21 protein-coding genes are annotated in these 22,902 nt (G+C 45.2%); 15 read left to right on the top strand and 6 right to left on the bottom strand.

Annotation, left to right across the window (positions count from 1 at the left end; genetic code table 11):
• Nucleotides 1–190 precede the first annotated feature (190 nt).
• Both HMPREF1222_RS07085 and HMPREF1222_RS07080 read left to right on the top strand, forming a co-directional pair.
• Nucleotides 191–775 (top strand): DUF3793 family protein, encoded by a 585-nt coding sequence (locus HMPREF1222_RS07085; protein ID WP_006188232.1) that lies wholly within the window; start codon nt 191–193, stop codon nt 773–775.
• Nucleotides 776–826: 51 nt separating this feature from the next.
• Complete coding sequence (locus HMPREF1222_RS07080; protein WP_006188231.1) at nt 827–1,252, top strand: flavodoxin; 426 nt, start codon at nt 827–829, stop codon at nt 1,250–1,252.
• Nucleotides 1,253–1,374: 122 nt separating this feature from the next.
• Here the strand turns inward: HMPREF1222_RS07080 and HMPREF1222_RS07075 are convergent, their stop codons facing one another.
• The gene (locus HMPREF1222_RS07075) at nt 1,375–2,562 is read right to left on the bottom strand and encodes a type III PLP-dependent enzyme (protein WP_006188229.1); all 1,188 of its coding nucleotides are present in this window, start codon (nt 2,560–2,562) and stop codon (nt 1,375–1,377) included.
• A 517-nt stretch (nt 2,563–3,079) separates the two neighbouring features.
• Between HMPREF1222_RS07075 and HMPREF1222_RS07070 the strand changes: the two genes are divergently transcribed.
• The 11 genes from HMPREF1222_RS07070 (at nt 3,080) to HMPREF1222_RS07015 (ending at nt 12,095) form a co-directional block, all read left to right on the top strand.
• On the top strand, nt 3,080–3,523 hold the full coding sequence (locus HMPREF1222_RS07070; RefSeq protein WP_016518822.1) for an Hsp20/alpha crystallin family protein: 444 nt from the start codon (nt 3,080–3,082) through the stop codon (nt 3,521–3,523).
• Nucleotides 3,524–3,827: 304 nt separating this feature from the next.
• A complete protein-coding gene (locus HMPREF1222_RS07065) occupies nt 3,828–4,304 on the top strand; it encodes a hypothetical protein (protein ID WP_016518821.1) in 477 nt (158 codons plus the stop codon).
• Nucleotides 4,305–4,324: 20 nt separating this feature from the next.
• Nucleotides 4,325–6,055 (top strand): 4-alpha-glucanotransferase, encoded by a 1,731-nt coding sequence (malQ, locus tag HMPREF1222_RS07060; protein WP_016518820.1) that lies wholly within the window; start codon nt 4,325–4,327, stop codon nt 6,053–6,055.
• Nucleotides 6,056–6,220: 165 nt separating this feature from the next.
• On the top strand, nt 6,221–6,433 hold the full coding sequence (locus HMPREF1222_RS07050; protein WP_016518819.1) for a hypothetical protein: 213 nt from the start codon (nt 6,221–6,223) through the stop codon (nt 6,431–6,433).
• A gap of 377 nt (nt 6,434–6,810) precedes the next feature.
• A complete protein-coding gene (locus tag HMPREF1222_RS07045) occupies nt 6,811–7,932 on the top strand; it encodes an ABC transporter ATP-binding protein (RefSeq protein WP_006187593.1) in 1,122 nt (373 codons plus the stop codon).
• 4 nt (nt 7,933–7,936) lie between these two features.
• Entirely contained in the window at nt 7,937–8,794 is an 858-nt protein-coding gene (locus tag HMPREF1222_RS07040; protein WP_016518818.1) for an ABC transporter permease, read from the top strand.
• A gap of 81 nt (nt 8,795–8,875) precedes the next feature.
• On the top strand, nt 8,876–9,109 hold the full coding sequence (locus tag HMPREF1222_RS07035) for a hypothetical protein (protein ID WP_006187595.1): 234 nt from the start codon (nt 8,876–8,878) through the stop codon (nt 9,107–9,109).
• Nucleotides 9,093–9,509: a PIN domain-containing protein gene (locus HMPREF1222_RS07030; RefSeq protein WP_006187596.1), complete on the top strand. Its 417-nt coding sequence runs from the start codon at nt 9,093–9,095 to the stop codon at nt 9,507–9,509. The genes HMPREF1222_RS07035 and HMPREF1222_RS07030 overlap by 17 nt, the downstream gene beginning before the upstream one ends.
• Nucleotides 9,510–9,526: 17 nt before the next feature.
• Complete coding sequence (locus HMPREF1222_RS07025; protein WP_016518817.1) at nt 9,527–10,459, top strand: ABC transporter permease; 933 nt, start codon at nt 9,527–9,529, stop codon at nt 10,457–10,459.
• 17 nt (nt 10,460–10,476) lie between these two features.
• Nucleotides 10,477–11,349 (top strand): hypothetical protein, encoded by an 873-nt coding sequence (locus HMPREF1222_RS07020; RefSeq protein WP_016518816.1) that lies wholly within the window; start codon nt 10,477–10,479, stop codon nt 11,347–11,349.
• Entirely contained in the window at nt 11,346–12,095 is a 750-nt protein-coding gene (locus tag HMPREF1222_RS07015; protein ID WP_016518815.1) for a YfcE family phosphodiesterase, read from the top strand. Before HMPREF1222_RS07020 ends, HMPREF1222_RS07015 begins: the two co-directional genes overlap by 4 nt.
• Nucleotides 12,096–12,267: 172 nt before the next feature.
• Here the strand turns inward: HMPREF1222_RS07015 and HMPREF1222_RS07010 are convergent, their stop codons facing one another.
• Nucleotides 12,268–13,896 carry a malolactic enzyme gene (locus HMPREF1222_RS07010; protein ID WP_016518814.1) on the bottom strand — a complete coding sequence of 543 codons (1,629 nt, stop codon included), beginning with the start codon at nt 13,894–13,896 and terminating at the stop codon, nt 12,268–12,270.
• Between the two features lie 466 nt (nt 13,897–14,362).
• On the opposite strand from HMPREF1222_RS07010, the gene HMPREF1222_RS07005 reads away from it, so the two are divergent.
• Complete coding sequence (locus tag HMPREF1222_RS07005) at nt 14,363–15,394, top strand: PTS sugar transporter subunit IIC (protein ID WP_016518813.1); 1,032 nt, start codon at nt 14,363–14,365, stop codon at nt 15,392–15,394.
• A 52-nt stretch (nt 15,395–15,446) separates the two neighbouring features.
• On the opposite strand, the gene HMPREF1222_RS07000 is transcribed toward HMPREF1222_RS07005, so the two are convergent.
• Both HMPREF1222_RS07000 and dnaA read right to left on the bottom strand, forming a co-directional pair.
• A complete protein-coding gene (locus HMPREF1222_RS07000; RefSeq protein WP_016518812.1) occupies nt 15,447–16,481 on the bottom strand; it encodes a hypothetical protein in 1,035 nt (344 codons plus the stop codon).
• Nucleotides 16,482–16,615: 134 nt separating this feature from the next.
• Nucleotides 16,616–18,010 (bottom strand): chromosomal replication initiator protein DnaA, encoded by a 1,395-nt coding sequence (gene dnaA / locus HMPREF1222_RS06995; RefSeq protein WP_016518811.1) that lies wholly within the window; start codon nt 18,008–18,010, stop codon nt 16,616–16,618.
• Nucleotides 18,011–18,128: 118 nt separating this feature from the next.
• Here dnaA and HMPREF1222_RS06990 point away from each other — a divergent pair, with 118 nt between their 5' ends.
• Nucleotides 18,129–19,319 carry a MalY/PatB family protein gene (locus HMPREF1222_RS06990; RefSeq protein ID WP_016518810.1) on the top strand — a complete coding sequence of 397 codons (1,191 nt, stop codon included), beginning with the start codon at nt 18,129–18,131 and terminating at the stop codon, nt 19,317–19,319.
• A gap of 31 nt (nt 19,320–19,350) precedes the next feature.
• On the opposite strand, the gene HMPREF1222_RS06985 is transcribed toward HMPREF1222_RS06990, so the two are convergent.
• Together HMPREF1222_RS06985 and HMPREF1222_RS06980 are read right to left on the bottom strand one after the other, a co-directional pair.
• A complete protein-coding gene (locus HMPREF1222_RS06985) occupies nt 19,351–20,898 on the bottom strand; it encodes a BCCT family transporter (protein WP_038076581.1) in 1,548 nt (515 codons plus the stop codon).
• Complete coding sequence (locus HMPREF1222_RS06980; protein ID WP_081636901.1) at nt 20,876–22,714, bottom strand: phosphotransferase; 1,839 nt, start codon at nt 22,712–22,714, stop codon at nt 20,876–20,878. The genes HMPREF1222_RS06985 and HMPREF1222_RS06980 overlap by 23 nt, the downstream gene beginning before the upstream one ends.
• Nucleotides 22,715–22,902: the final 188 nt, after the last annotated feature.

Raw genomic sequence — 22,902 nt, 5'->3', positions numbered from 1 at the left:
TATTCGCATTATACCTTTATTTATAAACCGTTTAAAGATATATGGACATCTTTAAAATTTAAAAACTCGATTAACTTTTAGAAGTCTTTTATAGCTTGTTTCGACACTAATTAATTGCTATTGATAGTTCCGGATATAATCCAGTTATTCGAGGTTGACATTTTTCAAGTTCTATGCTCATAATAATGATATGTTACCGCACGCTTACGTTGAAGCAGCTCTTGCCCGCCATGCGGCACCCTGTTTGGCAGGAATTAAACCGGCAAACCTCGTATCGTTTCCCAGCGCCGATATCCAATGGTGCCGTCTCTATAACCGGCGGCTGAACGGGCAAGGAATATACTTTATGCCGCTTTGCGTATGCGAAGACCGCGCACAAATTTTAGTGTATCGGAAGGATTTACTTGCCCGTTTTTGTTTTCAGCCGCAGGTAGCAGCAGCGTTACAGTCTTTCGGCTATCAGCCGGAAAACGGTCTTGATGCGATTATTATGCGGTTAAAAGAACGGATGTCTGTTTTAATAGGGACACGGAACAGGCATTGCAGGGATAGCTTTCCGCATGAAATCGGCCTTTTTTTAGGCTATCCGGCCGAGGATGTAATGCAATATGTAAAAACGGGCGGTCAAAATTGTTTGCTTTGCGGATACTGGAAGGTGTACAGCAATCCGGAGCAAGCATTACAAGTGTTCCATCGATATACCGAATGTAAAGAGCGTTTTGCTTTACAGATAAAGAGCGGCATGACTATCTTTGAGATTGTTTGTGTTGCCTAACAACAGAATAATGCCTATATTATTCTCATCAAACCTTATAAGGAGTTTTCTATGGCAAAAGTTGCAGTAGTATTTTGGAGCGGAACCGGTCATACCGAAAAAATGGCGCAGTGCATTATGGAAGGACTGAAAGCGGGCGGAGCAGAGGCTGAATTATTCCCTGTTTCCCAGTTCAGTGCGGACAAATTAGATAGTTATGATAAAATCGCCTTCGGCTGCCCGGCCATGGGTTCGGAAGAGCTGGAGCCTGATGAATTTGAACCGTTCTTTGCTTCTATCGAAAATAAGCTTTCAGGACGCAAAATCGCGTTGTTCGGTTCTTATGAATGGGCGGACGGCGAGTGGATGCAGACATGGGTAGAACGTGCTAAAAGAGATGGAGCCGATGTGTTTGAAGAAGGTCTCATCGCTTATGATGATCCCGATGAAGAAGCACAGAAAAAGTGTAAAGAATTCGGCGAGCGTTTCGCAAAATAACCGTAAAATATAGCATACGGTATGAACGGCACAAAGATATGTTCTTTGTGCCGTTTTTTTTTGTATCAGACATCTCTAAAAATCCGGCAGAGTGCTTGGAGATGCCCTTATGTTAAAAATGTTCAGTCCCCTTTCTTTTCATTTTTCATAATATAGGTTTTAAGCGGCGGAAAGCCGTTAAATTCTACGGATGCATACGTTGCCGTATATGCGCCGGCGCTGAGAAAATACACTCTGTCGCCGGGTTTTAGATTGATCGGAAGCTGGTATTTATATTTTTCGTACATTATATCCATACTATCGCAGGTCGGCCCGGCAAGGATCACCTCTCCGCGTTTGCTGCAATTTGTATCTTTTGAGGTTATAATAGGATACTTGATGCTTTCGTTAAGCGTTTCTACCAATCCGTTAAATACGCCGGCGTCAACGTAAACCCAGCGCTGCAAAGCCGTATTATTCTTGCGTGAAACGGTGATAACTTCGGTAACCAAAACCCCTGCATTACCAACCATCGACCTACCCGGCTCCAAGATAATACGCGGTCGTTCATCGCCGAAGTCGTCATCAAGGTAGCGGTTAATTTCGCTTGCATATTCGGAAAGTTCATTGGTGGGCACCACATACGAGGCAGGAAAACCGCCGCCCATATTAATCATTTTAAGTTCAATATCTTCTTCTTCTTCAAGCGAGCTCATCAGATACTTTGTCTTTGCAATAGCATCGTCCCATTGTCCGATGTCCCGCTGCTGGCTGCCGACATGGAATGAAATACCGTACGGAATAAGCCCCAGTTCTTTCGCCAAAATACAGAGATCGTAAGCCATATCGGGATGGCAGCCGAACTTACGGGAAAGCGGCCAGTCGGCACTGTTGGTATTTTCAACCAAGATGCGGACATAGACATGCGATTTCGGCGCATATTTTGCAAGATTCTTTAAATCTTCTTTGCTGTCGGTAGCAAATAACCGGATACCCTTTTCATAAAAATAGGCAATATCTTTCGCTTTTTTAATTGTATTCCCGTAGCTAAGCCGATCGGGGCTAATCCCCAAAGCCAGTATTTTATCAAGCTCATAGCGTGAGGCAATATCAAAATTGGCTCCTAACTCAATAAGCAGTTTTAAAACTTCTTCGTGAGGATTCGCTTTTACCGCATAGTAAATATCTGCAGTAGAAAAGAAATTTTTTAATTCAAGGTAATTTTTTTTAATTCGATCCAAATTGATAACCACACAGGGTGTTTCAAGTTTTTCGGAAAAATGTATTACTTTTTTCCATTCGGATTCAGTAAGATAATCGGTTACGTTCATATCCGCCTCCGGCTCTATCTATAGGACTAAGATGGTGTTTACATCAATTTTGGGTGTAAAGAGCACTACCATAATCCGATACTTTTTGTCTGTCAAGAAACAAATTGAATAGAAAACAGTATAACCTATTTTTTCTATTTTTAATAAAAAAAATTAAAAATCTAACCGAGTTTTTAGAGATGCCCATAATACTTATGATGCAGTAAAAGAAGGTGTGTCATAATAACACACTTATTGGTTTACGTCGGAAATATTGACCCAATATGCCATGCAAAATGATACAGTATAATCAAAATCGGGAAATAAGCAGCCGTCAAAATAGAAGTCCCATATCGAAAATTCTCAAAAACAGCGTCATTTTGCCTGTTTTTATCATAGGAAGGCTCCAAAAGTCCTCACAAAGTTTGAAAATTGCTTGGTATAACTTGGCACATTTGTTGCTTTATAATAAGTGAAGTTGAAAAACTTCAAGGACTTTATAAAAGCCCTACTATTACAAGCCTTTTGGAGGAAAACTATGAACTCATTAAGTATTTTTAATCCCTTATTTGCGGACTCTGTTCTTGACACTTTAAATCACGATAGCCCTCATTTCGGAGTTTTCAGTCCGTTGGCAAATGCGACTTATCCGACTGTTGATGTGCGCGAAACAAGCGATGCTTATATTATGGATATTGACCTTCCCGGTTATACGGAAAAAGACGTTACCGTTCATTTAAAAGAGCGTGTTTTAACGGTTGCTTCCAACCATGAGGAAACAAAGGAAAAGGAAGAAAAACCGAATGGTGAACAATTCCTGATCCGCGAACGCACACAGCGCCGCTTTGTCAGACGGTTTACGTTGCCTGAGGATATAGACCAAGACAAGGTTGAAGCATCGTTTAAAAACGGGGTGTTGACCGTTAATATACCGCGTAAGGAGATTGCTCCTCGCCGGCAAATTGCCATAAAATCAAACTAAGGCGATTCTTAGGCCTCTCTAAAAATTGGAGTTTTTAGAGAGGCCTATTAGTGTCCGCCCATCTAATCAACAACCCCGACGCGAGCGTCGGGGTATTAAACTCTCCGCACGAATAAATTTTTTTTTATCTAATTATCTGATTTCTGCATATTGACTGATAACCCTTAAACTGACCTTCATACGCTTTATTTCTATTTATATTTCAATTTACCTGAATAGTATCGACCGCCGATGTATTGCCTTTTCATAAATGGGGAGATGTGATAAAGTATTTTTAATACAACAATTAGTTAGGAGACTCGATATGAAAGTCCGGAAAAATATAAAACAGGTTATCGTATTATCTATTATAACCGTAGGGCTGGCGTATGTTACCGCTTGTCAAACAGCTAATACTGCTGCGAAAGTAAAAGAAGAACTGCCTGCATCTGCCGAAAATATACATACGAAAACCGATGTATATCGCGCTATGGCAGAAGGGGTAACAAAGCAGTGCCCGATAAAAGTTGATGGAGAAACGACTCTTACAAAACTTGAATACGATGAGGTACGGCATGCGCTTGCCTATACCTATCTCTTTTCCGGTGCAGTATATGAAGATATGGATACGCAACTTTGGGCTGTTGTACAGGCGTCAACTGAAAATACATTAAAAGAAAAACTAAAAACGAATCAATCGGTGTCGCAGGTAAGAGCGGACGGTCTTACAGTGGTTTATATTTATAAAGATAAAAACGGGAAAGAATTATTTACCGTAACGCTGCTTTCCGGTGAATATTAATGGATGCTTTAGGAGATATTATGAGTCAAAAACTTTTAAACCGTTCTGCAGGAATACTGCTCCATCCGACTTCACTTCCGAGTAATGAAGGGATTGGCACACTAGGCAAAACCGCCTATAACTTTATCGATTGGCTTCACTCTGCGCATATACGACTATGGCAGGTACTGCCGCTCGGTCCGACCGGTTACGGGGATTCTCCTTATGCGGCATTTTCGAGCTTTGCCGGGAACCCGCTGTTGATCGACTTGGAAACACTTTCGGAGCAAGGATATTTGACTGCCGATGATATTAAGCTGCCGGAATACCTCTCTACAGATGGTAATATTGACTTCGGCTCGGTGGTATACTGGAAACTGCCGCTTTTAAAAAAAGCGGCCTCGGCGTTTCTTGGTAAGATTAAAAAAGGCGATGCGCCGGACGCTGCGGAACTGGAGGAAGCTTATCGGCGGTGTAAAAGGAGAAAACATCTTGGTGAGTATGCGCTGTTTATGTCGATTAAAGAAGTATATGATGCAAAGGCTGCACAAGAAGGGCTTTCAGGAAAACTGTGGAACAACTATTGGCCGAAAGCCCTTGCCTGCCGCGACATGGAGACATTAAAACGTTGGGCGCAGGAACATCGGCACGAAATTGAGCTGTATACGGTTATTCAGTATTTCTTCTTTGAGCAATGGCAGAAGCTGCACCGATATGCAAATGAAAAAGGAATTTCGATTATTGGGGATATACCGATTTTTGTCGCTCCGGATTCAGCTGATGTATGGGCAAATCAAAAATTCTTTCAGCTTGATGAAAACGGTATACCGACGGTAGTCGCCGGGGTACCGCCCGACTATTTTAGCGCAACGGGGCAGCTGTGGGGAAACCCGCTCTATAATTGGGATGCAATGAAAGCTGATAAATACCGCTGGTGGATTGACCGCATTGACGCATGTTTGGAACTCGTCGATTATATTCGTATCGATCACTTCCGTGGTTTTGAAGCGTATTGGGCGGTACCCTTCGGCGCTCCGACTGCGGAAAAAGGCGAATGGCTGCCCGGCCCCGATCATCATTTTTTTGAAGCGGTACAGCGCGTCCTACTCAAAAAGAACAGCGAATATGCCAAAGGTTTGCCGATTATTGCCGAAGACCTTGGGGTTATTACCCCGCAGGTGGAGCGTCTCCGCGACGACTTCCATTTGCCGGGAATGAAAATCTTACAGTTTGCTTTTAGCGCCGCAGAGGTACGGGAAATAGGCTTTACCGATGCCTTTTTACCGCACCGGTATACGCAAAACGCTGTCGTGTACACCGGTACTCATGACAACACTACATTGCGGGCATGGCTCGACACACTCTCACGGGATGATTTTGAAGTACTGCTGTTCTACCTCTACGGTGAAAGACCTGCCGCCGAATTGCTCGACGAACTGTTTTCGACTGACGGTACTGCAGTGCAATGCAATACCCCCGCAACGGGGCAACCTGCAGACGAAGGGACAGTCTTGCAAGCTGCTGCCTTTAAAGACGACCTATGTGCCGAACTGATTAAGCAAGCGTTTTTCTCCGTGGCGGTCTTTGCCGTTATTCCGTTCCAAGACCTGTATGCACTGGGTGCAGAGGCTCGCATGAACGAGCCGTCTACATTGGGGAAAAACTGGACATGGCGGATGCCGCGCGGCTTATTTACTCCGGAATGCGCCGAATGGTTAGGTGATTTAGTAATTGCGTCCGGCAGATGGGACGCCTACTTGTTGTCCAAATAGGAGGACTCTAGCTGCTTCTTTAAGCAGGTAAAAAGCACAAAGAGCAAAAAAGCTGCGGCGGGGAAGATAATGCATAAGAGGGGATGCCAAGGAGCGTCAAAAATGATTTTACACAACTTGTACAGATGAAAGAAAAAAGCAATCAGAAAAAAACATAGGCTGATTATGCCGACCATAATGTTAATTTTAGAAACGGAAAAAGATCCTGCAACCGGGGAAAACAGACGGGAGTCCATCGGGTCGCCGTTCCGGTTATGCAGCCTACCGAATAGGTATTCCGTATACCGTCCGGTTTTTTTATTGCAAAAGATTTTATTCAGCTCGGTAGAAAAGAATGAATCGGAGAATTGGGTATATGATGCGGAAAAGAAAAAGTAGGGACAGAATGGGGCTTATTACTGATCGGGTACAATATAAAGACCATGATATGGACTGAAAATGAGAAAAAGAAGAAGGAAGCACAACAACCGGCGGCTTAAAGCGAGAGGCTAAAGGAGCACTCAGCCCTTTTATGGGCAGGATTAGGGAAAAAAATGAACAACGCAATAAACTTTTTGGACAGCTCCTCGTCATTTTTCTTTAGATGGGGTCACAGGGGAAGACTTTTCTTTTTATCGAAAAAAAAGAAAAGTCTTCCCCTGATTGACATAAACCGCTAAATGCTTCAAATATAATAGGTCATGGTTAAGAGTCCTGTTACCGGTTAACTGCTTTTAGCCGTGTCTATAATGATGTGAAGGGGGCGCGATGCGTCAGTGAAAGGATGCGAAATTTCAATCGAGAATGTTTCAAAGACATTCGGCGATTTTCATGCGGTGGATAATGCCGTTATTCATATTAAGCGCGGAGAGTTTTTCTCGCTGTTGGGACCTTCGGGGTGCGGAAAAACCACGCTGCTGCGTATTATTGCCGGATTTGAACAGCCGGATTCAGGGGTTATCACCTTTGACGGGCAGAATATTATAGGTATAGAAGCTCATAAACGGCAATCGAATACCGTCTTTCAAACCTACGCGCTTTTTCCGCACCTTTCCGTGTACGAAAATATCGCCTTTCCGCTCCGTATCCGTAAGCGCCCGCAGGACGAAATTGACCGGCGGGTTAAAGAATATCTGCATTTGGTGCAGCTTGATGCGCATATCTACAAAAAGCCGTCTCAGCTTTCAGGCGGGCAAAAGCAGCGGGTTGCAATTGCCCGTGCCTTGATTAACGAACCGCGGGTACTGCTGCTGGATGAACCTCTTTCCGCGCTCGACGCAAAGCTGCGGGCAAATCTTTTAATCGAACTTGATAAGCTGCACGACCAAATCGGTATTACGTTTATCTTTGTTACTCACGACCAAAGCGAGGCGCTTTCCGTATCCGACCGCATTGCGGTGATGAATCAGGGAAAGGTGCTGCAAATCGGCAGTCCGTATGAAATTTACGAACAGCCTGCGACTGCTTTTGTCGCTAAGTTTATCGGCGAAACGAATCTCTTTGATGCAACCGTTGCCGCCTGTGAACCTCATACGGACGGCTTTATGGTTACGCTCGACACTCCCGTGCTTGGTACGTCGGTTAAAATTACCGACTACGATAAAACAAAAGTGGGGCAACCGGTATGCTTTACCGTGCGGCCGGAAAAAATCCGAATCTCTTTGGAAAAGCCATCATCGCAAACCAAGGAATTGAATGTCTTTCGTGGCGAAGTTGAAGAACCTATTTACTCGGGCTTTCAGTCAAAGTTTTTTGTCAAACTGGAATGCGGTACGGTCGTGCAAGTCTTTAAGCAGCATCAGAATTATCTTGAAGACGGCCCCGAAATCGAATGGAAGGATCAGGTGTATGTTTCGTGGGCGGCTAACGACGGCTATATTGTAGAGGATCTAACGTAAGCGTATGGCTCAAGATAATTCCCGGCGCCGGTACGCCTTTTTGTATACCTTCCCGATGGCGGCATGGTTCACCGTGTTTTTCGTGCTGCCGCTCCTCATCATTGTCGTCTATAGCTTTCTCCAAAAGGGACTGTACGGCGGAGTTGTTTGGCGTCTGACACTCGGCGCATATACGCAGCTTTTTACCGCAAATTACGGCCTGCTGTTTATTAGGACACTCTGCGTTAGTATCGCGGTAACGTTGATTTGCATTGTGCTTGCCTTGCCTGCAGGGTACGCGATAGCACGCAGCAAACATCAGCTGTTCTTCTTGTTTTTGATGATCATTCCCTTTTGGACAAATTCGCTGATTAGAATTAATGCGTGGATTTCGATACTCGGCAATCAAGGTTTTTTAAACGGGCTTTTAAAAAAGCTGCATCTTATTACGGAAAGCATTCCGTTTTTGTACAATCAGCAGGCGGTTATCCTCGTGCTGGTGTACATGTTTATACCGTATGCGGTTTTTCCGATTTTTTCGGCAATCGATAAATTTGATTTTTCACTTTTGGAAGCTGCGCGCGATCTGGGGGCAACAAAAACGGAAGCCATCTTTAAGGTGATGTTGCCGAATATCCGCGCCGGAATCTTAACCGCCGTCATCTTTACTTTTATCCCGGTATTCGGTTCTTACACCGTACCGCTCCTCGTCGGCGGCAAGGATTCCTATATGCTCGGTAATTTGATTGTCGATCAGGTAACAAAGATCCGCAACTGGCCGCTTGCTTCCGCCTTCTCGGTTCTGATTACCGTTTTCAGCGCCGTCGGCGTACTGTGGATGATGTTTGCCAGCTTTAAGCAGGAAAAGCAGGCGGGGAGATGAGCGCGTATTGATAATGAGGGATAAAAATAGTACGATAAACAGGCTGCTGACGCCATCAATATCAATCTCGGGAGAGGGAATATGCTTGCAACAGCTAAAGGGTATTACAATGGTTCACATATAGTACTGAATACCCCTGTTCAATTTCAGCAGGGGCAAGAGGTTGTTATTACTTATACAGTTCTTCCGGCAGATTCAAAACAGGAAATCGTTGCGTCTACAGTAGATTCCCTTATAGGCATAATTCCTAATAGAGAAAAAGAATTATCGGACTACCGTGAGGAAAGACTGAAAAAATATGCATGTATTGATTGATACGAACGTAGTGCTTGATGTCTTACTGAATAGATACCCGTTTGCCCATGATGCTATCACAATCTTTAAACTTCCGGAATCGGTCGCATACAAATATATTTCAGCTTCTGCAGTTACCGATATTTATTATATAGCCTATAGGGAGTTGCGGGATAAACAGAAGGTCAAGGATATTATAATACGGCTGCTTTCTATTATTCATATTGCCGATATATCAGAAGAAGATATTCTTTTTGCACTTAATTCTGACTGGAATGATTTTGAGGATTCTGTACAAAATGCGGTAGCAGAATCGCATAATTTTGATGCGATTATTACACGTAATTCAGCCGATTTCAAAAAATCAAATGTGAATATCCTTTCTCCGAAAGATTTTTTGCAATTCATTTCAAAAAATTAAATATACAAGGAGTACCTGTGTCCGATATACCAGTAGATATACAACAGCAATTGCCGGCGCCTTACCGGCATAGTTCGGAAAAAAGTCCGTACCGACGGCTGATTCAAAAATTCGGAAAGCGTAAACGGGAGTCCGAGCCGGCGCGTCATGCCCGCCGCGCTTATAAGAATCTCAACAGCGCATGGTTTTCCACTACGGTGCTGGTTTGTGTATTGCTGTTTTTGTTTTTACCTCTTGCGATTATTGCAGTATTTTCTTTTAACGAAGGCAAGGCGATTGTATGGTCGGGCTTTTCGCTCAAGTGGTATGCCGCACTGTTCTTGGAATCCGAAAAATTGTGGACTTCCTTTTGGAACAGCGTATTCATTGCGTTTGTTTCCGCGTTTTGTTCCGTTGTCATCGGAACCTTTGCGGGGCTTGGTGTGCAATGGTACCGGTTCCGGGGCCGGGGGGATGTACAGGTTGTGAGTATTCTACCGATGGTGCTGCCGGAGGTTGTTATCGGAATGTCTACGCTGATTTTCTTTTCGGCCATAAACATTCCGCTCGGCTTTCTTTCCATTATTATCGCACATATTACGTTCTGTTTGCCCTTTGCGTTTTTATTGGTATTGGCTCGTTTGGAAGAATTCGATTTTTCGATTGTAGAGGCTGCCCACGACCTCGGTGCAACGGAGCGGCAGACCTTATTCAAGGTGGTAATCCCTGCAATTTTTCCTGCAATTTTATCCGGCTTTTTTATGTCGGTTACCTTATCGCTCGAAGACTTTGTTATTACCTTTTTTGTATCCGGGCCGGGGTCTACGACGCTACCGCTCTATGTGTTTTCGATGGTGCGGTACGGCATCTCGCCGGTGATCAATGCACTTTCCCTCATTATGATTTTAGGGACAATGCTGATCGCTTTTGTTTTACGTAATTTTTTAAAAGGGATAGCGGCTTCAAATTAAATGACCGCGAATTTATTATGAAAAAAAAGAATGATTCCGATATTCCGGTTGCAGCGCATTCGGGGCATAGTTTGTTATGGCTCCGTTTTGTACGGCCTTGTGTTCGGCTTGTTACGGCGCTTCTTATTGCCGTAATGATTGCAGGGACGACTTCGTGCACTAAAAATACCGATTCATCTACCCGATCTCATCAAAAAAAAGAACTTACTCATAGTCTGCTTTTTGTGTTGGGAAAGGATTTTTATCAGTATTCCAATCTTTTTACATACCTTTCTGATATTTATGATACTGAAAGTCTCAAGGCAAATATGCATATTTTGAGCTATAGCGAGATGACTGCTAAGACACGGCAGCCTCGGCTTTCGATGATTTCCGAACGGCTTGCAGCACAGCCGGTCGAAGCGCTGATTTCTCTCGGCATCCCCGAGGGCGGCGCACGGATATTGCGTACCGTTAAAGAAACCCATCCGGCATTGCATATTTTCTCCTTGTTGCCGGTGGAAGAAATTTTGCCGCTCGAAGCGTACAGCGATGTCGTTATAGATTTTGAGCTTCCCGATTCGTTTACGAAATCGGATAGAGCGGTGAACATTCCTGCGCATGATGTGCAAACGCTGGTGCTGTGCGCAGTAACTGCTGCGGAGCAAATCGATGAACTGCCCGGACAGGAGCCGTTTCCTCGCTTTACGCGGGCTGTTGCAACGGCAGCCGCCCTTTTAGAAAAACACGGTATCACCGCATGGGGCGGCACGCAGTATACGCTGCAGCCGTATAAAGACCCTGAACTGAATATCCGTTCGTATAATTATCTTATTTTGTCGCAGCCCTCAGCCGAAGGGCAGGTTCAAGGTACTGATACGGGCGAAGTCGCCGCGGGAGAAAAGCAATGAACAGCTTTACCCGTTGCGAAAACGGCGTTATTGCCGATACTGCGGCCTATAACCGGCTGCAGTATGCGGATACCGCTTCCGTCTTGCTGCTGTCCGACACGCACGGAGCAGTGGATGCAGTGCGGTGGATTTTAGCAGCGTTTAGCGAGGAATGCCAAGCTTGCCTTTTTGCCGGAGACGGCGCTCAAGATATAATGACTGTTGTGCGCGAAGCTGCTGCCGGCAAGCTCACCATTCCGCCGGTGATTATTATGGCACAAGGAAATTGCGACTGCCAGCTCTATCCGCCGGTTTTTACAGATAGCGAAAACCAAAAACCGTTCGGGCTGCCGGTATATCAGCAAAAGATGATAGCCGGACAGCAGATTTTATTGGCGCACGGGCATCTGCACCATGTTGAACTTGACGGGCGTAAATTGAGCATGACAGCCGAAAACCTCGGCTGTATAATCGCCGTATACGGGCATACGCATATTCAAAGTATCGAAGGTTTCGGCGGCGTTACGGCTGTCAATCCGGGCAGCCCCTTGCGTCCCCGCGGTAAATCCTACGGCGGTTTTGCGCTTTTATCGCTCCGCACAGGGCAAGCGGGAAGCCCTGAAGATACAGCCACCGGAGACGGTTCAGCTACGGGGCTATTTAGTAAGGTGCAATTTTATCAGCTTATACGGAAAACCGACGGTGCTTTTTCTGCCTCCGCACACGCAGTCTATCCTATCCCGATACGCCAGAGTGCAGGGGATTAGTCCTTGGGTATGAATCAACACGGAACTGTTCCAAAAAAGGAACCTCGATGGAGAGTGTCAGAGATTATCTTCTCCACACGGATCAACATACCCCGACGCAAGCGTCGGGGTACTAACCGCTCCCGTGTGCTCGTATAAGCCGCACTTGTATCAGCCTTGCCTTTCTCCTATTTTAATATTCCGGTTTCCAGATACAGTCTTTGACCGTTTTTTCTACATTATCCGTTGCAACACGGTTTAATTTTTGACGAACGGCACACGAAGCAACCGCGACGGCAACCGCTTCGGAAAATTCCGTTAGCCGTGCTACCGGTGGCAAAACCGCCGCGCCCGGTTTACCGGTTTCGATAAATGCACCAAGCGAGTGGGCGGCTGCAGAAATCATTTCATCGGTTACGAGTTTTGAATTTACCGCGATACTGCCTAAGCCCAATCCCGGATAAATCAGTGCATTGTTCGCCTGTCCGATTGTGTATGTAACGCCCTTGTATTCTACCGGATCGGCAGGAATTCCGGTTGCCACCATGGCGCGGCTGTCCGACCAATGAATCAAATCCGAAGCCGTAGCTTCCGCCAGTTCCGTTGGGTTACTGAGCGGGAAAATAATCGGGTGTTCGCACCATGATGCCATAGCGCGGACAATCTCTTCCGTAAAGGTTCCCGGTGTTGTTGATGTTCCTACTAGAATCGTCGGACGAATTGCCATCACCGCTTTTGTAAGTGAGGTGAGACTTGCCGCATCGGAAAATTCGCGACGTTTTCGCGCAAACGGTTTTTGCTCTGGCGTTAGATCGTCCATGTCATCGAACAAAAGTCCTTGCTTATCAACCATATAAAAATGACTGCGAGCTTCGTCTTCAGAAAGCCCTTGGGCAACCATTTCTCTAAAAATACGATCGGTAATTCCGGCTCCGGCAGTTCCTGCTCCAAAGCACAGATATACCTGATCCGTAAGCTTTTGCCCGTTGATTTTCATAGCGCCGAGGATTCCCGCAAGCGTAATGATACCGGTTCCTTGGCAGTCATCATTGAATACGGGAAAAGTCTTCTGGTATGTTTGCAAAACCTTTGCGGCGTTCGATCTGCCGAAATCTTCAAAGTGGAGATATAAATCAGGAAACAATTTTTCCGCCGCTGTTACAAATCGATCGATGAAGCGATAATATCTGTCGCCGTATATTCTCTTGTGGTGATTTCCGAGATAGAGCGGGTCATCAAGCAGTGTTTGCCTGTTTGTTCCGCAATCCAGTACAACCGGCAATACCGTTTGCGGATCAATTCCTGCGGCCGCAGTATAGACCATCAGTTTACCCACGGAGATGTCAACGCCATTTGTCCCCCAGTCGCCGATACCGAGAATTCCTTCCGCATCCGTCGCAACGATAAGTCTGATGTGTCTTCCGCCTGCGGCATGCCGAAGCGTCTCTTCGATTTGCTCCGGAGCATCAATCGACAAAAACGCTGCACCTTGTGTATCGACAAACTGTTCGCTGTACTGCTCAATACTTTCTGCAATAACCGGATCATAAACAATCGGCATTAGTTCAACAATGTGTTCATGAAATACATAATAGAAAAGTCGCCGGTTGTGATTGAAGACATCCATAAGAAATCTTCTTTTTTCTATGCCGGAATTTTTTCGCTCCATCTGCCGGTAAATTCTATTTGCCTGTGTTTCAATATCGTCAATACACGGCGGAAGCAGCCCTTCCAGATGATATTTTTTTCTTTCTTCGGCAGAAAATGCTGTTCCCTTGTTCAAAAACGCATCGTGGATAATGTCATACCCATATTTTTCCATAAAGGTTCCTCCATACTGTCCGTTTGCAGGATTGCGGATATCCTTCCAAATCTCAATGGAAACTCTCAAATGTACTTTTAGTACCGATACACAGTTTATCGTGTTTTTATAAATTTTCTAGCTTAATCAATCAATTTTTTTGTCTATTGTCTCAACTTTTTTATTTTTGTATTATTATGCTTAATTTTTTCTTCTGTAATAAGTTTCGTTATAATCGATCTATTCGATAACTGCGTTTCCGAATAGGTCTACGAGTTCTAAATCGTACAAATAGCACGATGTGTGAACATCGCATTTATTGAACGGATATACATTCTGAATGCTTTCACTTCAGAGTAAGAAGCATCAGCATTTTTGAGTTTTGGGTATCTCTAAAAACTCGGTTAGATTTTTAGAGGTTCCCTCTTGTAAAAAATAGTGCAGGGGATTAAACTCTCCGCACGAATATAAGGAGATTTGTCTCGATATGAACAAATTACAGCTTTTCTTAAAAAAGAAAGATATAGAGATTTCCGGTAAGCGGTATTTTATTGATGCGATGAGCGCTATGGCGATGGGGCTTTTTTCATCCTTGCTTGTCGGAACAATCCTGAGAACCATAGGGCAGCAGCTGCATATCACCTTTTTGGCCGATACCATCTGGCCGATATGCCGTGATATGACAGGTGCCGCCATCGGTATTGCCGTTGCGCACTCGCTTAAAGCGCACACCTTTGTCTTGTTCTCCGCCTCTATTGTCGGGTATGCCGGTAATATGTTCGGCGGTGCAGTCGGCGCCTTTATTTCCGCCATTGTCGGTACCGAGTTGGGGAAACTGGTTTCAAAAGAAACAAAGATTGACCTGATTGTGACGCCGACGGTAACCATTCTTTCCGGCAGCGTAATAGCCGTCTTTTTCGGGCCGTATATGTCTGCGTGCATGAATTGGCTCGGAGAGGTTATTATGACGGCGACAACTCTGCGTCCGTTCCTGATGGGAATTTGTCTTGCGGTATTGGTTGGGATCATTCTTACGCTGCCGATTAGCAGTGCAGCGCTCTGTATGATGCTTTCCCTTTCGGGGCTTGCAGGAGGCGCGGCGGCGGCGGGGTGCTGCGCTCAGATGATCGGCTTTGCGGTGATGAGCTATCGGGATAACGGATTCGGCGGCAGCTTTGCAGTCGGCATCGGCACCAGTATGCTCCACATGCCGAATATTATTAAAAATCCCCGAATATGGATACCGCCGATTGCCGCATCCGCCGTATTGGGCCCGGTTTCGACGATGCTATTAAAAATGGAAAATACCCCCATCGGCTCAGGAATGGGAACTTGCGGGTTGGTCGGTCAAATCGGCGCGCTGACGGCGATGAGTGGAACCGGGCACAGCACCGCAAGCATCTACCTTTCTATCTTGTTGCTGCACATTATCGCTCCCGCCGTACTCACAATTCTTTTTACCGTGCCGTTGCGGAAAATCGGATGGATTAAAGACGGCGATTTAAAACTTGCGCTGTAACAGCCGTATTATTCAAGGTAACCTGTTCCGAAACGGAAGTTTTCGAACAGGTTTATGTCTCGCTTAAGCCTTCTTCAAAAATAAACTGGATGTAGAGGTCTTCGAGTGTCCGCTTGGGGCCGGGGACTTGGAGCCTCCGACGCGATTCGGCGTTGTTTTTCCGGTCAATAAAAGAAGCATAGAAGCCGCGTGGATCATCACTCGGAAATTCTCTTTTGAATCCGAGTAGATTATATGCTTCGTCTCTGCTGAGGGCAGAAACTTTTCGTTCTTTTAAAACAGTGCGAATAAAATTGATCTTTTCATAAGAGATGCCGAATAAGAATTCTTCCAATGCTTGACCGATTTCAGGGTCTGCCAATTTTGCAATCATAAACCGTTCCCACGATTCATCCAGCTCCATTGAAAGGAGAAAGAGTTCGCTTACACCGAGCATACTGCCGAAGTTCGGTGCAAGTTTGTTCCGCGCTGTCCAGACTTTGTGTAAAACAGGTGCAAAAGATGAGGAGTGCTCATCCAGCCGATGCTCCCATAGTTCGGTTAATAATTCCGCTATTTCTTTCCGTGTTTCATGCCGGAGATCTGCATTGTCAAGGAGCATCGTATATACGTCTTCAACCATGAGTGCAAACATAGCGCGAAGTGTAATCCGCCGCAACGCTTGGATATCTTTTTCTTCAAAAAAAGCGTTCATCGCTATTTTGGTAAGTGCGGAAAAAGTTTGAAATTTTGCAATCAGAAAGCTTTTACCGAGAACAACTTTTGTGGGTAAGGTCAGTAAACGTGAAGAAGGAGCGCTGCTGCAGAGTGTGTCGATCAATGTGTCTGCCGACCGATGTTCACCGGCAAGGACTGTGCTGCGTTGTATTGAGGGATAGCGGGAGACAGCTACCGCCACTTGTTCTAATGTTGTAATACAGTTTGCAATGTTGCTCAGTACCCCAGGAGCATAAGCTTGTAAGCTTTTTAAAATCTGTTCGATTACCGCGTGTTCGTCTTTATCGAACACCACAATATCGGATGATGCGCTTCCATCTTCAGTTGTGTATGGCATTGAGAGCGTTGCAGACAAAGATGCATAAGTCATACCTTATCAGTATACCACAAAATCCGGATTCTGCCAAACATTTTCTTGCGAATGTCAGGGCAAACGCATCAAACACTTTGCAGTATTCCCCGCAGAATAAAGAGGCTGCTCAAATAGTACCATTTGCATTGGTGTTATTTATTTGCGTTGGTGATGCGTTTTTTCAGTTCGGCGATGGTAACTTCTAACGAAGGTTCGATTGCGGTCTGGGTCTCTATTTTTTGGTGCCCGTGCATAATCGTCGTATGGTCGCGTCCGCCCAATTCCATGCCGATTTCCGTAGTGGAAAACTCGGTCATTTCCCGTGCAAGGTACATGGCAACTTGCCGCGGAAATGAGATATTCTTTGTCCGTTTTTTCCCTTTTAAATCGATGTAAGAAATTCCGAAATAGTCCGCAACAATTTTCAAAATAGTGTCAATGGAAATATTGTGCTGACGGGGTGAACCGAACGTATCCTGTAAAAGCCTCTGGGCATTTTCGAGGGTAATGGGGCCGGTAAGTTCGGAATATGCTTCCAATTTCGTGAGTGCGCTTTCCAGATCACGGACATTGGACGAAACATTTTTTGCAATCAGATGTACCACTTCATCGGGGATGGAAAAATGTTCATCTTGAAGCTTTTTGAATAAAATTGCACATCGGGTTTCGTATGAAGGAATTTTTAAGTCGATGCTCAAACCGCGGGTAAAGCGGGAGCGGAGACGGTCTGTTAAATTCTTGAGTTCCTCGACCGGACGGTCACAGGTAAATACGATCTGTTTATTGCTTTCATAGAGAGCGTTAAAAGTATGGAACAACTCCTCCTGCGTTCCCTCTTTTTTTTCCAAAAAGTGGATATCGTCAAGCAACAATACATCCGCATTGCGGTACTTATTTTTAAATTCATGCATTTTGTTTTTATTTACATGAGCGATGTATTCATTCGTAAAAGTCTCGGCAGGGGCATACAAAATCTTCAAGTTGGTGTTTTGGTATAGAGCATTGCCGATTGCTTGCATTAAGTGTGTTTTACCCAATCCTACGCCGCCGTAAATTAGCAGCGGATTATACGCCGTTCCCGGATTCTTCGAAACGGCAATCGCTGCATTTGCCGGGAGCGGATTGTCTGCATCGATAACAAATTTATCGAAGGTATAGCGTTCATTCAGCAGGGGATGTTTCTTTTTTTCTTCCACAGGTACCGATTTTTGTGATGCATGGAAAGCCGCTGGGGACGATGTTGCCGATGTAAGGGTGTTTTTAGTGGACACCGGTTGCGTATTCATTGTTTGCGGCGCTTTTATTTCAAATTCAATACTGATACGGGAGCCGAGCAGCTCCAATAGTTTTTTTTCGATGAGGAGTTCGTAGCGTTGCCGCACATTATCGCGATAAAATCCGGAAGGAACCGATAAAACGATGACGGAATCCGACGCCCTCTCGTAGACAATACGAGAAAACCACATGGATATTTCCTGTTCACCTATTTCATCCTTTAATTGTTTAACGGTTTCTTCCCAAAAAATACGATAATCGCAACTATTCATGGCGTTTATTATACTACTACTTCCCTTTTCTTGACAATATAAAATTTCAGGGCTTGTATAAAAAGCATTCTCGGTATAGGTTTACTTTAATATCATGCAGTAAAAGAGGAAGATTGCTATGAAATATGATTTTACGACAAGAATAAATAGAGCCGGTTCAGGCTCGCGTAAATGGGATGCAATGTATAAGGTGAACCCAAGTGTCGATTCATCCGTTGTGCCGCTTTCGGTTGCCGATATGGAATTTAAGATGCCTCCTGAATTAACGGAGGGGCTAAAACGTTATCTTGACAGCGCCGTACTGGGCTATACCGAGCAGACTGCTTCGTATAATGATGCGGTACGGAACTGGATGAAGGTACGGCATAACTGGTCGATTGAGCCCGATTGGATTGTCCCCACGGCGGGTATTGTACCTGCAATTTTTAATGCGGTTAGAGCGTTTACCGAACCGGGGGACGGCGTTATTCTGCTATCGCCGGTCTATTATCCATTTTTTAGGGCGGTACGCTTGCAGGGGCGGACTGTTGCGGCGTGCTCACTGCAGGAAAACGGCGGGCGCTACACGATCGATTTTGAAGACTTGGAGCGACTGGCTGCGGATCCGCACAATAAAGCGCTGCTCTTTTGTTCGCCGCATAACCCCGTCGGTAGAGTGTGGACAAAAGAAGAACTGCATAAAATAGAAGAAATCGTATTAAAGCACAACCTCTGGCTGTTTTCGGACGAAATTCACTTCGATATCGTCATGCCGGGATATACACATACCGTTTTTCAATCGTTGGGAGACGAGCTTGCGAACAGGACAATCTCCTTTACCGCGCCTTCAAAGACGTTCAATATTGCCGGTTTGGGAATCAGCAATATCATCATTAAAAATGAAGAAATGCGCAAAACCTTTGTAAAAGCCCACGAGCTTGGGGCGGGAGCATTGTTTACGGCGCTCAGCTATAAGGCCTGTGAAATTTGCTATACGCAGTGCGCGGCATGGTTCGATGAATTTTTGACCGTCATCGATTCCAACCAGCGCCTTGTGCAGCAATTTTTCCAAACGCGCCACCCCGAAATCAAAGCGCCGCTCATCGAAGGGACATATCTGCAATGGCTCGATTTTAGAGCGCTCGGGATGGAACACAAAGCTTTGGAAACGTTTATGACGCAGACTGCTCAGGTGTTTTTTGATGAAGGGTATATCTTCGGGGAAGAAGGCCGCGGTTTTGAGCGGATTAACCTCGCCGCTCCCGCCCCGGTGATTAGCGAAACCCTTGAACGGCTAAGCGGCGCATTGCGGAACTTGAAAACAAAATAACGTTCTATATTAGAGAGAGACGTTTGCCGTTTTACCCGTTCTTTGCGTCTTTTAAAAAGCTGACAACAATGCAGATCATAATGATGCCGAGCGGAAAGGCGGCGATAACCGATAAGCTTTGCAGTTGACTGAGGTTGCTGCCGGTAAGGATGAGCGCGGCCGGAAGCAAAATAAAGACAAGAGACCAAAACGCCCGTAGGCTTTTTTTAGGCTCTCGGCCTTCCAGCTGCCGCTGCGAATAAGAAGCGATAACCATCGTAATTGCATCGAAGGTGCTCGCATAGAGCGCAATCATCGTTATGATAAGCAGCACCAAAACGACTTTCGCAAGCGGCAGCGTTTCCAAAATGCTGAGGATAATCTCTGCGGGAGCGATGCCCGCTGCGAGCCGTTCGGCTGCCGGTAATAATCGGTGCGTTTCCAAATAGAGCCCGTAGTTTCCCAGTACGATAAACGAACAATAGGTGCCTGAAATACCGCATATAAGGCCGCCCAGTACGGTATTCCGTACCGTTCGTCCCTCCGAAATAGTACCGATAAAGAACGGCGTGGCAACGAACCATGCAATCCAGTACGCCCAATAAAAAATCGTCCACTGCTGCGGGAACCCTGCGCCGTTTCCGTTCGTACCGGAAATCCGTAAGGGATCCATCCAAGTAGAAAGCGAAATAAAGTTTTGCAGCATCTTCCCGATTCCGGTTATGCTCGTTTCGATAATATAGAGTTTGGGGCTCAGCAAAAATACGAATAAAATAAGGCTTGAAAAACACACAACCGAAATTTTTGCCAGATGAGAAATGCCTTTTATCCCCAGCAGAACAGCCGAGGTATATACCGCCGCAATGATACAGAGCACAACCAATGTCAGTTCCCGCGATTCGGGGATGCCGGAAATGGTGGAAATAGCGAGCGACAAAAGCGGCGTTGCCAGCGAAAACGTTGTTGCTGTTCCCGCTAAAAGGCCGACAACTGAAAACACATCGATTACGGTGCCGAGCACTCCGTCGATTTTATTGCCGAAAAGGGGGCGACACGCTTCGGAAAGTTTTTGTTTTTTCCGCTGCCGTACATGGAGCATGTAACCGAAGGCAACGGCGCAAACAATATGAAAACTCCACGGGGTAATACCCCAGTGGAATAGCGGATATGTTGCCGCCCAATCCTGTCTTTCGGCTATTGTAAGAGCCCGCTGTCCGAATGGAGAAGCAGCATAGTAGTAGCCCCACTCGATAAGCGACCAGTATAAAATATCGGCGGCCATCGTAGAGGTAAAAATCATGGCGCCCCATGCAAAATTACTATAGCGAGGTTTTTCAAGAGAACCTAAGCGTATCGCGCCGTATTTTGAAAATGCAAGATAGAAAGCAGTGCAGACTAATCCGGAGCCGAGTAATATATAGAAGAATCCGAGCTTATTGACAAAGATGCTCCATAACGTATCGATGGTTTTCATTGATTGCTGCGGAAAGGTGAGCAGCAGCGCCGCAATACCGGTTACAATAATGAGCGGTAAAAGCGTAATAATCCAATCGATTTCATTGGAACCGCGTCGTTTTTTATTGGGCTTCGGATTCTTCATTTCTTGTTCCTTCATTTTCTTCATCCTGCTGGGCAGGAAGCTCCGTCATCTGCGTAACGTGTTTATAATAATCTTTTGCGTATCGGTACATTTTTAATCCGTATTCGCCGAAGTTCTCACCAAGCGCCTGTTTATAGCATGTCCACAGCGCCCATAAAAAGCCGGCGAGTGCGACATAGATAAAGACGCGCAGTTTTTCTGCATTCTCCGGGGCGCGGCGGAAGTAGCGCTGCATAAGATCGTTTATTTGAGCCTCGGAAAAATAAGAATAGATGGAAAACATTGCAAGGTCGACAAGCGGATCGCACATCGCTGCGTATTCCCAGTCGATCAGTTTAACATCACCTTCGCTGATAATAAAATTATCACAGATTAAATCGATATGGGTCAGCACTTCCGGTTTTTTTAGCGTGTCGAGTAAGTCCAGCAGGGTATTCATCTTTGCCCGGACTTCGGCATAGTCGTAAAAAAGAATACCGTGCCGTGCTTCCGCCTGCTGCTCATAAAAGTTAATCCGCTCCCTAAAATCGAAGCGGTGCCGAACCGTAATACCGGAGGTATGCAATTTGCGGGCTATCCACATACACGCTTCCAGATCATCCGGGTTATGCGGATCGGCTACGTGTTTATTTTCTTCAAATTGAGTGATTTTGACGCCGGTATTTTGATCAAAATAAATAATCTTATCGGAGATGCCGAGCGGTTCAATCGCTTTATACACCGTATATTCCTGCTTCCGATTGATAAGAATATCCGTGCCTGCACCCGGAATGCGGAAAATATATTTATTGTTATTCAATTCAAATATAAAGGATTTATTTGTCATACCAAGGCGTAAGGGACGTAAGTTTTTAATTTTCATTTCGGGCTGTCCGAATACGCGGGAAATCAGTTCCATCCATTTGTTTTGTGTAGATACCATGTACGATGTGTCGAATTGGCGCAGCTCTTCCAACGATTCAAATTCATAGACCTGATTGGCAGGCTGTTTATTGGCAAACATCGTCAGCGTATTTAAATGGCGGCTTAATACGTCTTCCCAGTACCAATCGTCGGTGTCGTTACGGTGATATGCTTCTTCGATCATCGGCCTGATGGTATCGGAAAAAGCGCGCGAAAAATAAACCGGCCCGTACATTACCCATGCGTTTCTGCCGCCGACTTTTACCTTCATTATTTTATCGTGTAAACCGAGCTGCAGCACCCATTCCTTGGTCTTCTCATTGACTTTAACGGCCGAATACCATGAATCGTACTCATAAGCATGATACATATTTTTCCGCAGCCAATTATCGCTGGAAAGAATATAGGTGTTTTTAAGCCTGTCGCGGACATGATATAGCGTTGAAAGATTGTTTTTGCTTTGAAAATCGGGATTATACACGAGTTTTACATTGTATTTATCGATGAGGTATTCAAAAGTATCTTTCAGATAACCGACGACAACCGTAATATCGGTGATACCCGCTTCCTGCAGCTGCTTAATCTGGCGTTCAATCATCCGCTCCCCAAAAACTTCAAGCAGCCCTTTGGGTATGGCATACGTGAGCGGAATAAACCGCGAACCGAAGCCCGCTGCCATGATAATGGCATTGTCAACCTTGCACGAATCGTATTCGGTATGCGCTTTAATCGTTAACACCCGTTTGCCGATGGCCGGTAATCCGTTCGTTTTAAGAAAGCCGTCCTGTTCCATAGCAAAGAGAATCTGATTGACGTAAGCGAGCGATATCTTTAATGTACCGGCAATTTCCCGCTGCGTAACAGCCGGATTTTTTTTCATTAACTCAATAATTTGGAAATATCGCCTTTTCATATAAACCGGAGTATATGCCGGTTTTTTGTTCACTGTCAATAGTATTAACGATAAAAAGTGAACAAAAGAGATCTTCTTTCTTTATTCGTGCGGAGGGTTTAATACCCCGACGCTTGCGTCGGGGTTGTTGATTGTAAATTGGAGGCTAAGATGCCGTTAGCCCTGCCCCTGCCTTAACTTCTGCTTGT

This window comes from Treponema vincentii F0403 (assembly GCF_000412995.1).
GTDB lineage: Bacteria > Spirochaetota > Spirochaetia > Treponematales > Treponemataceae > Treponema > Treponema vincentii.
This window is presented reverse-complemented; position numbering and strand designations above follow the sequence as displayed.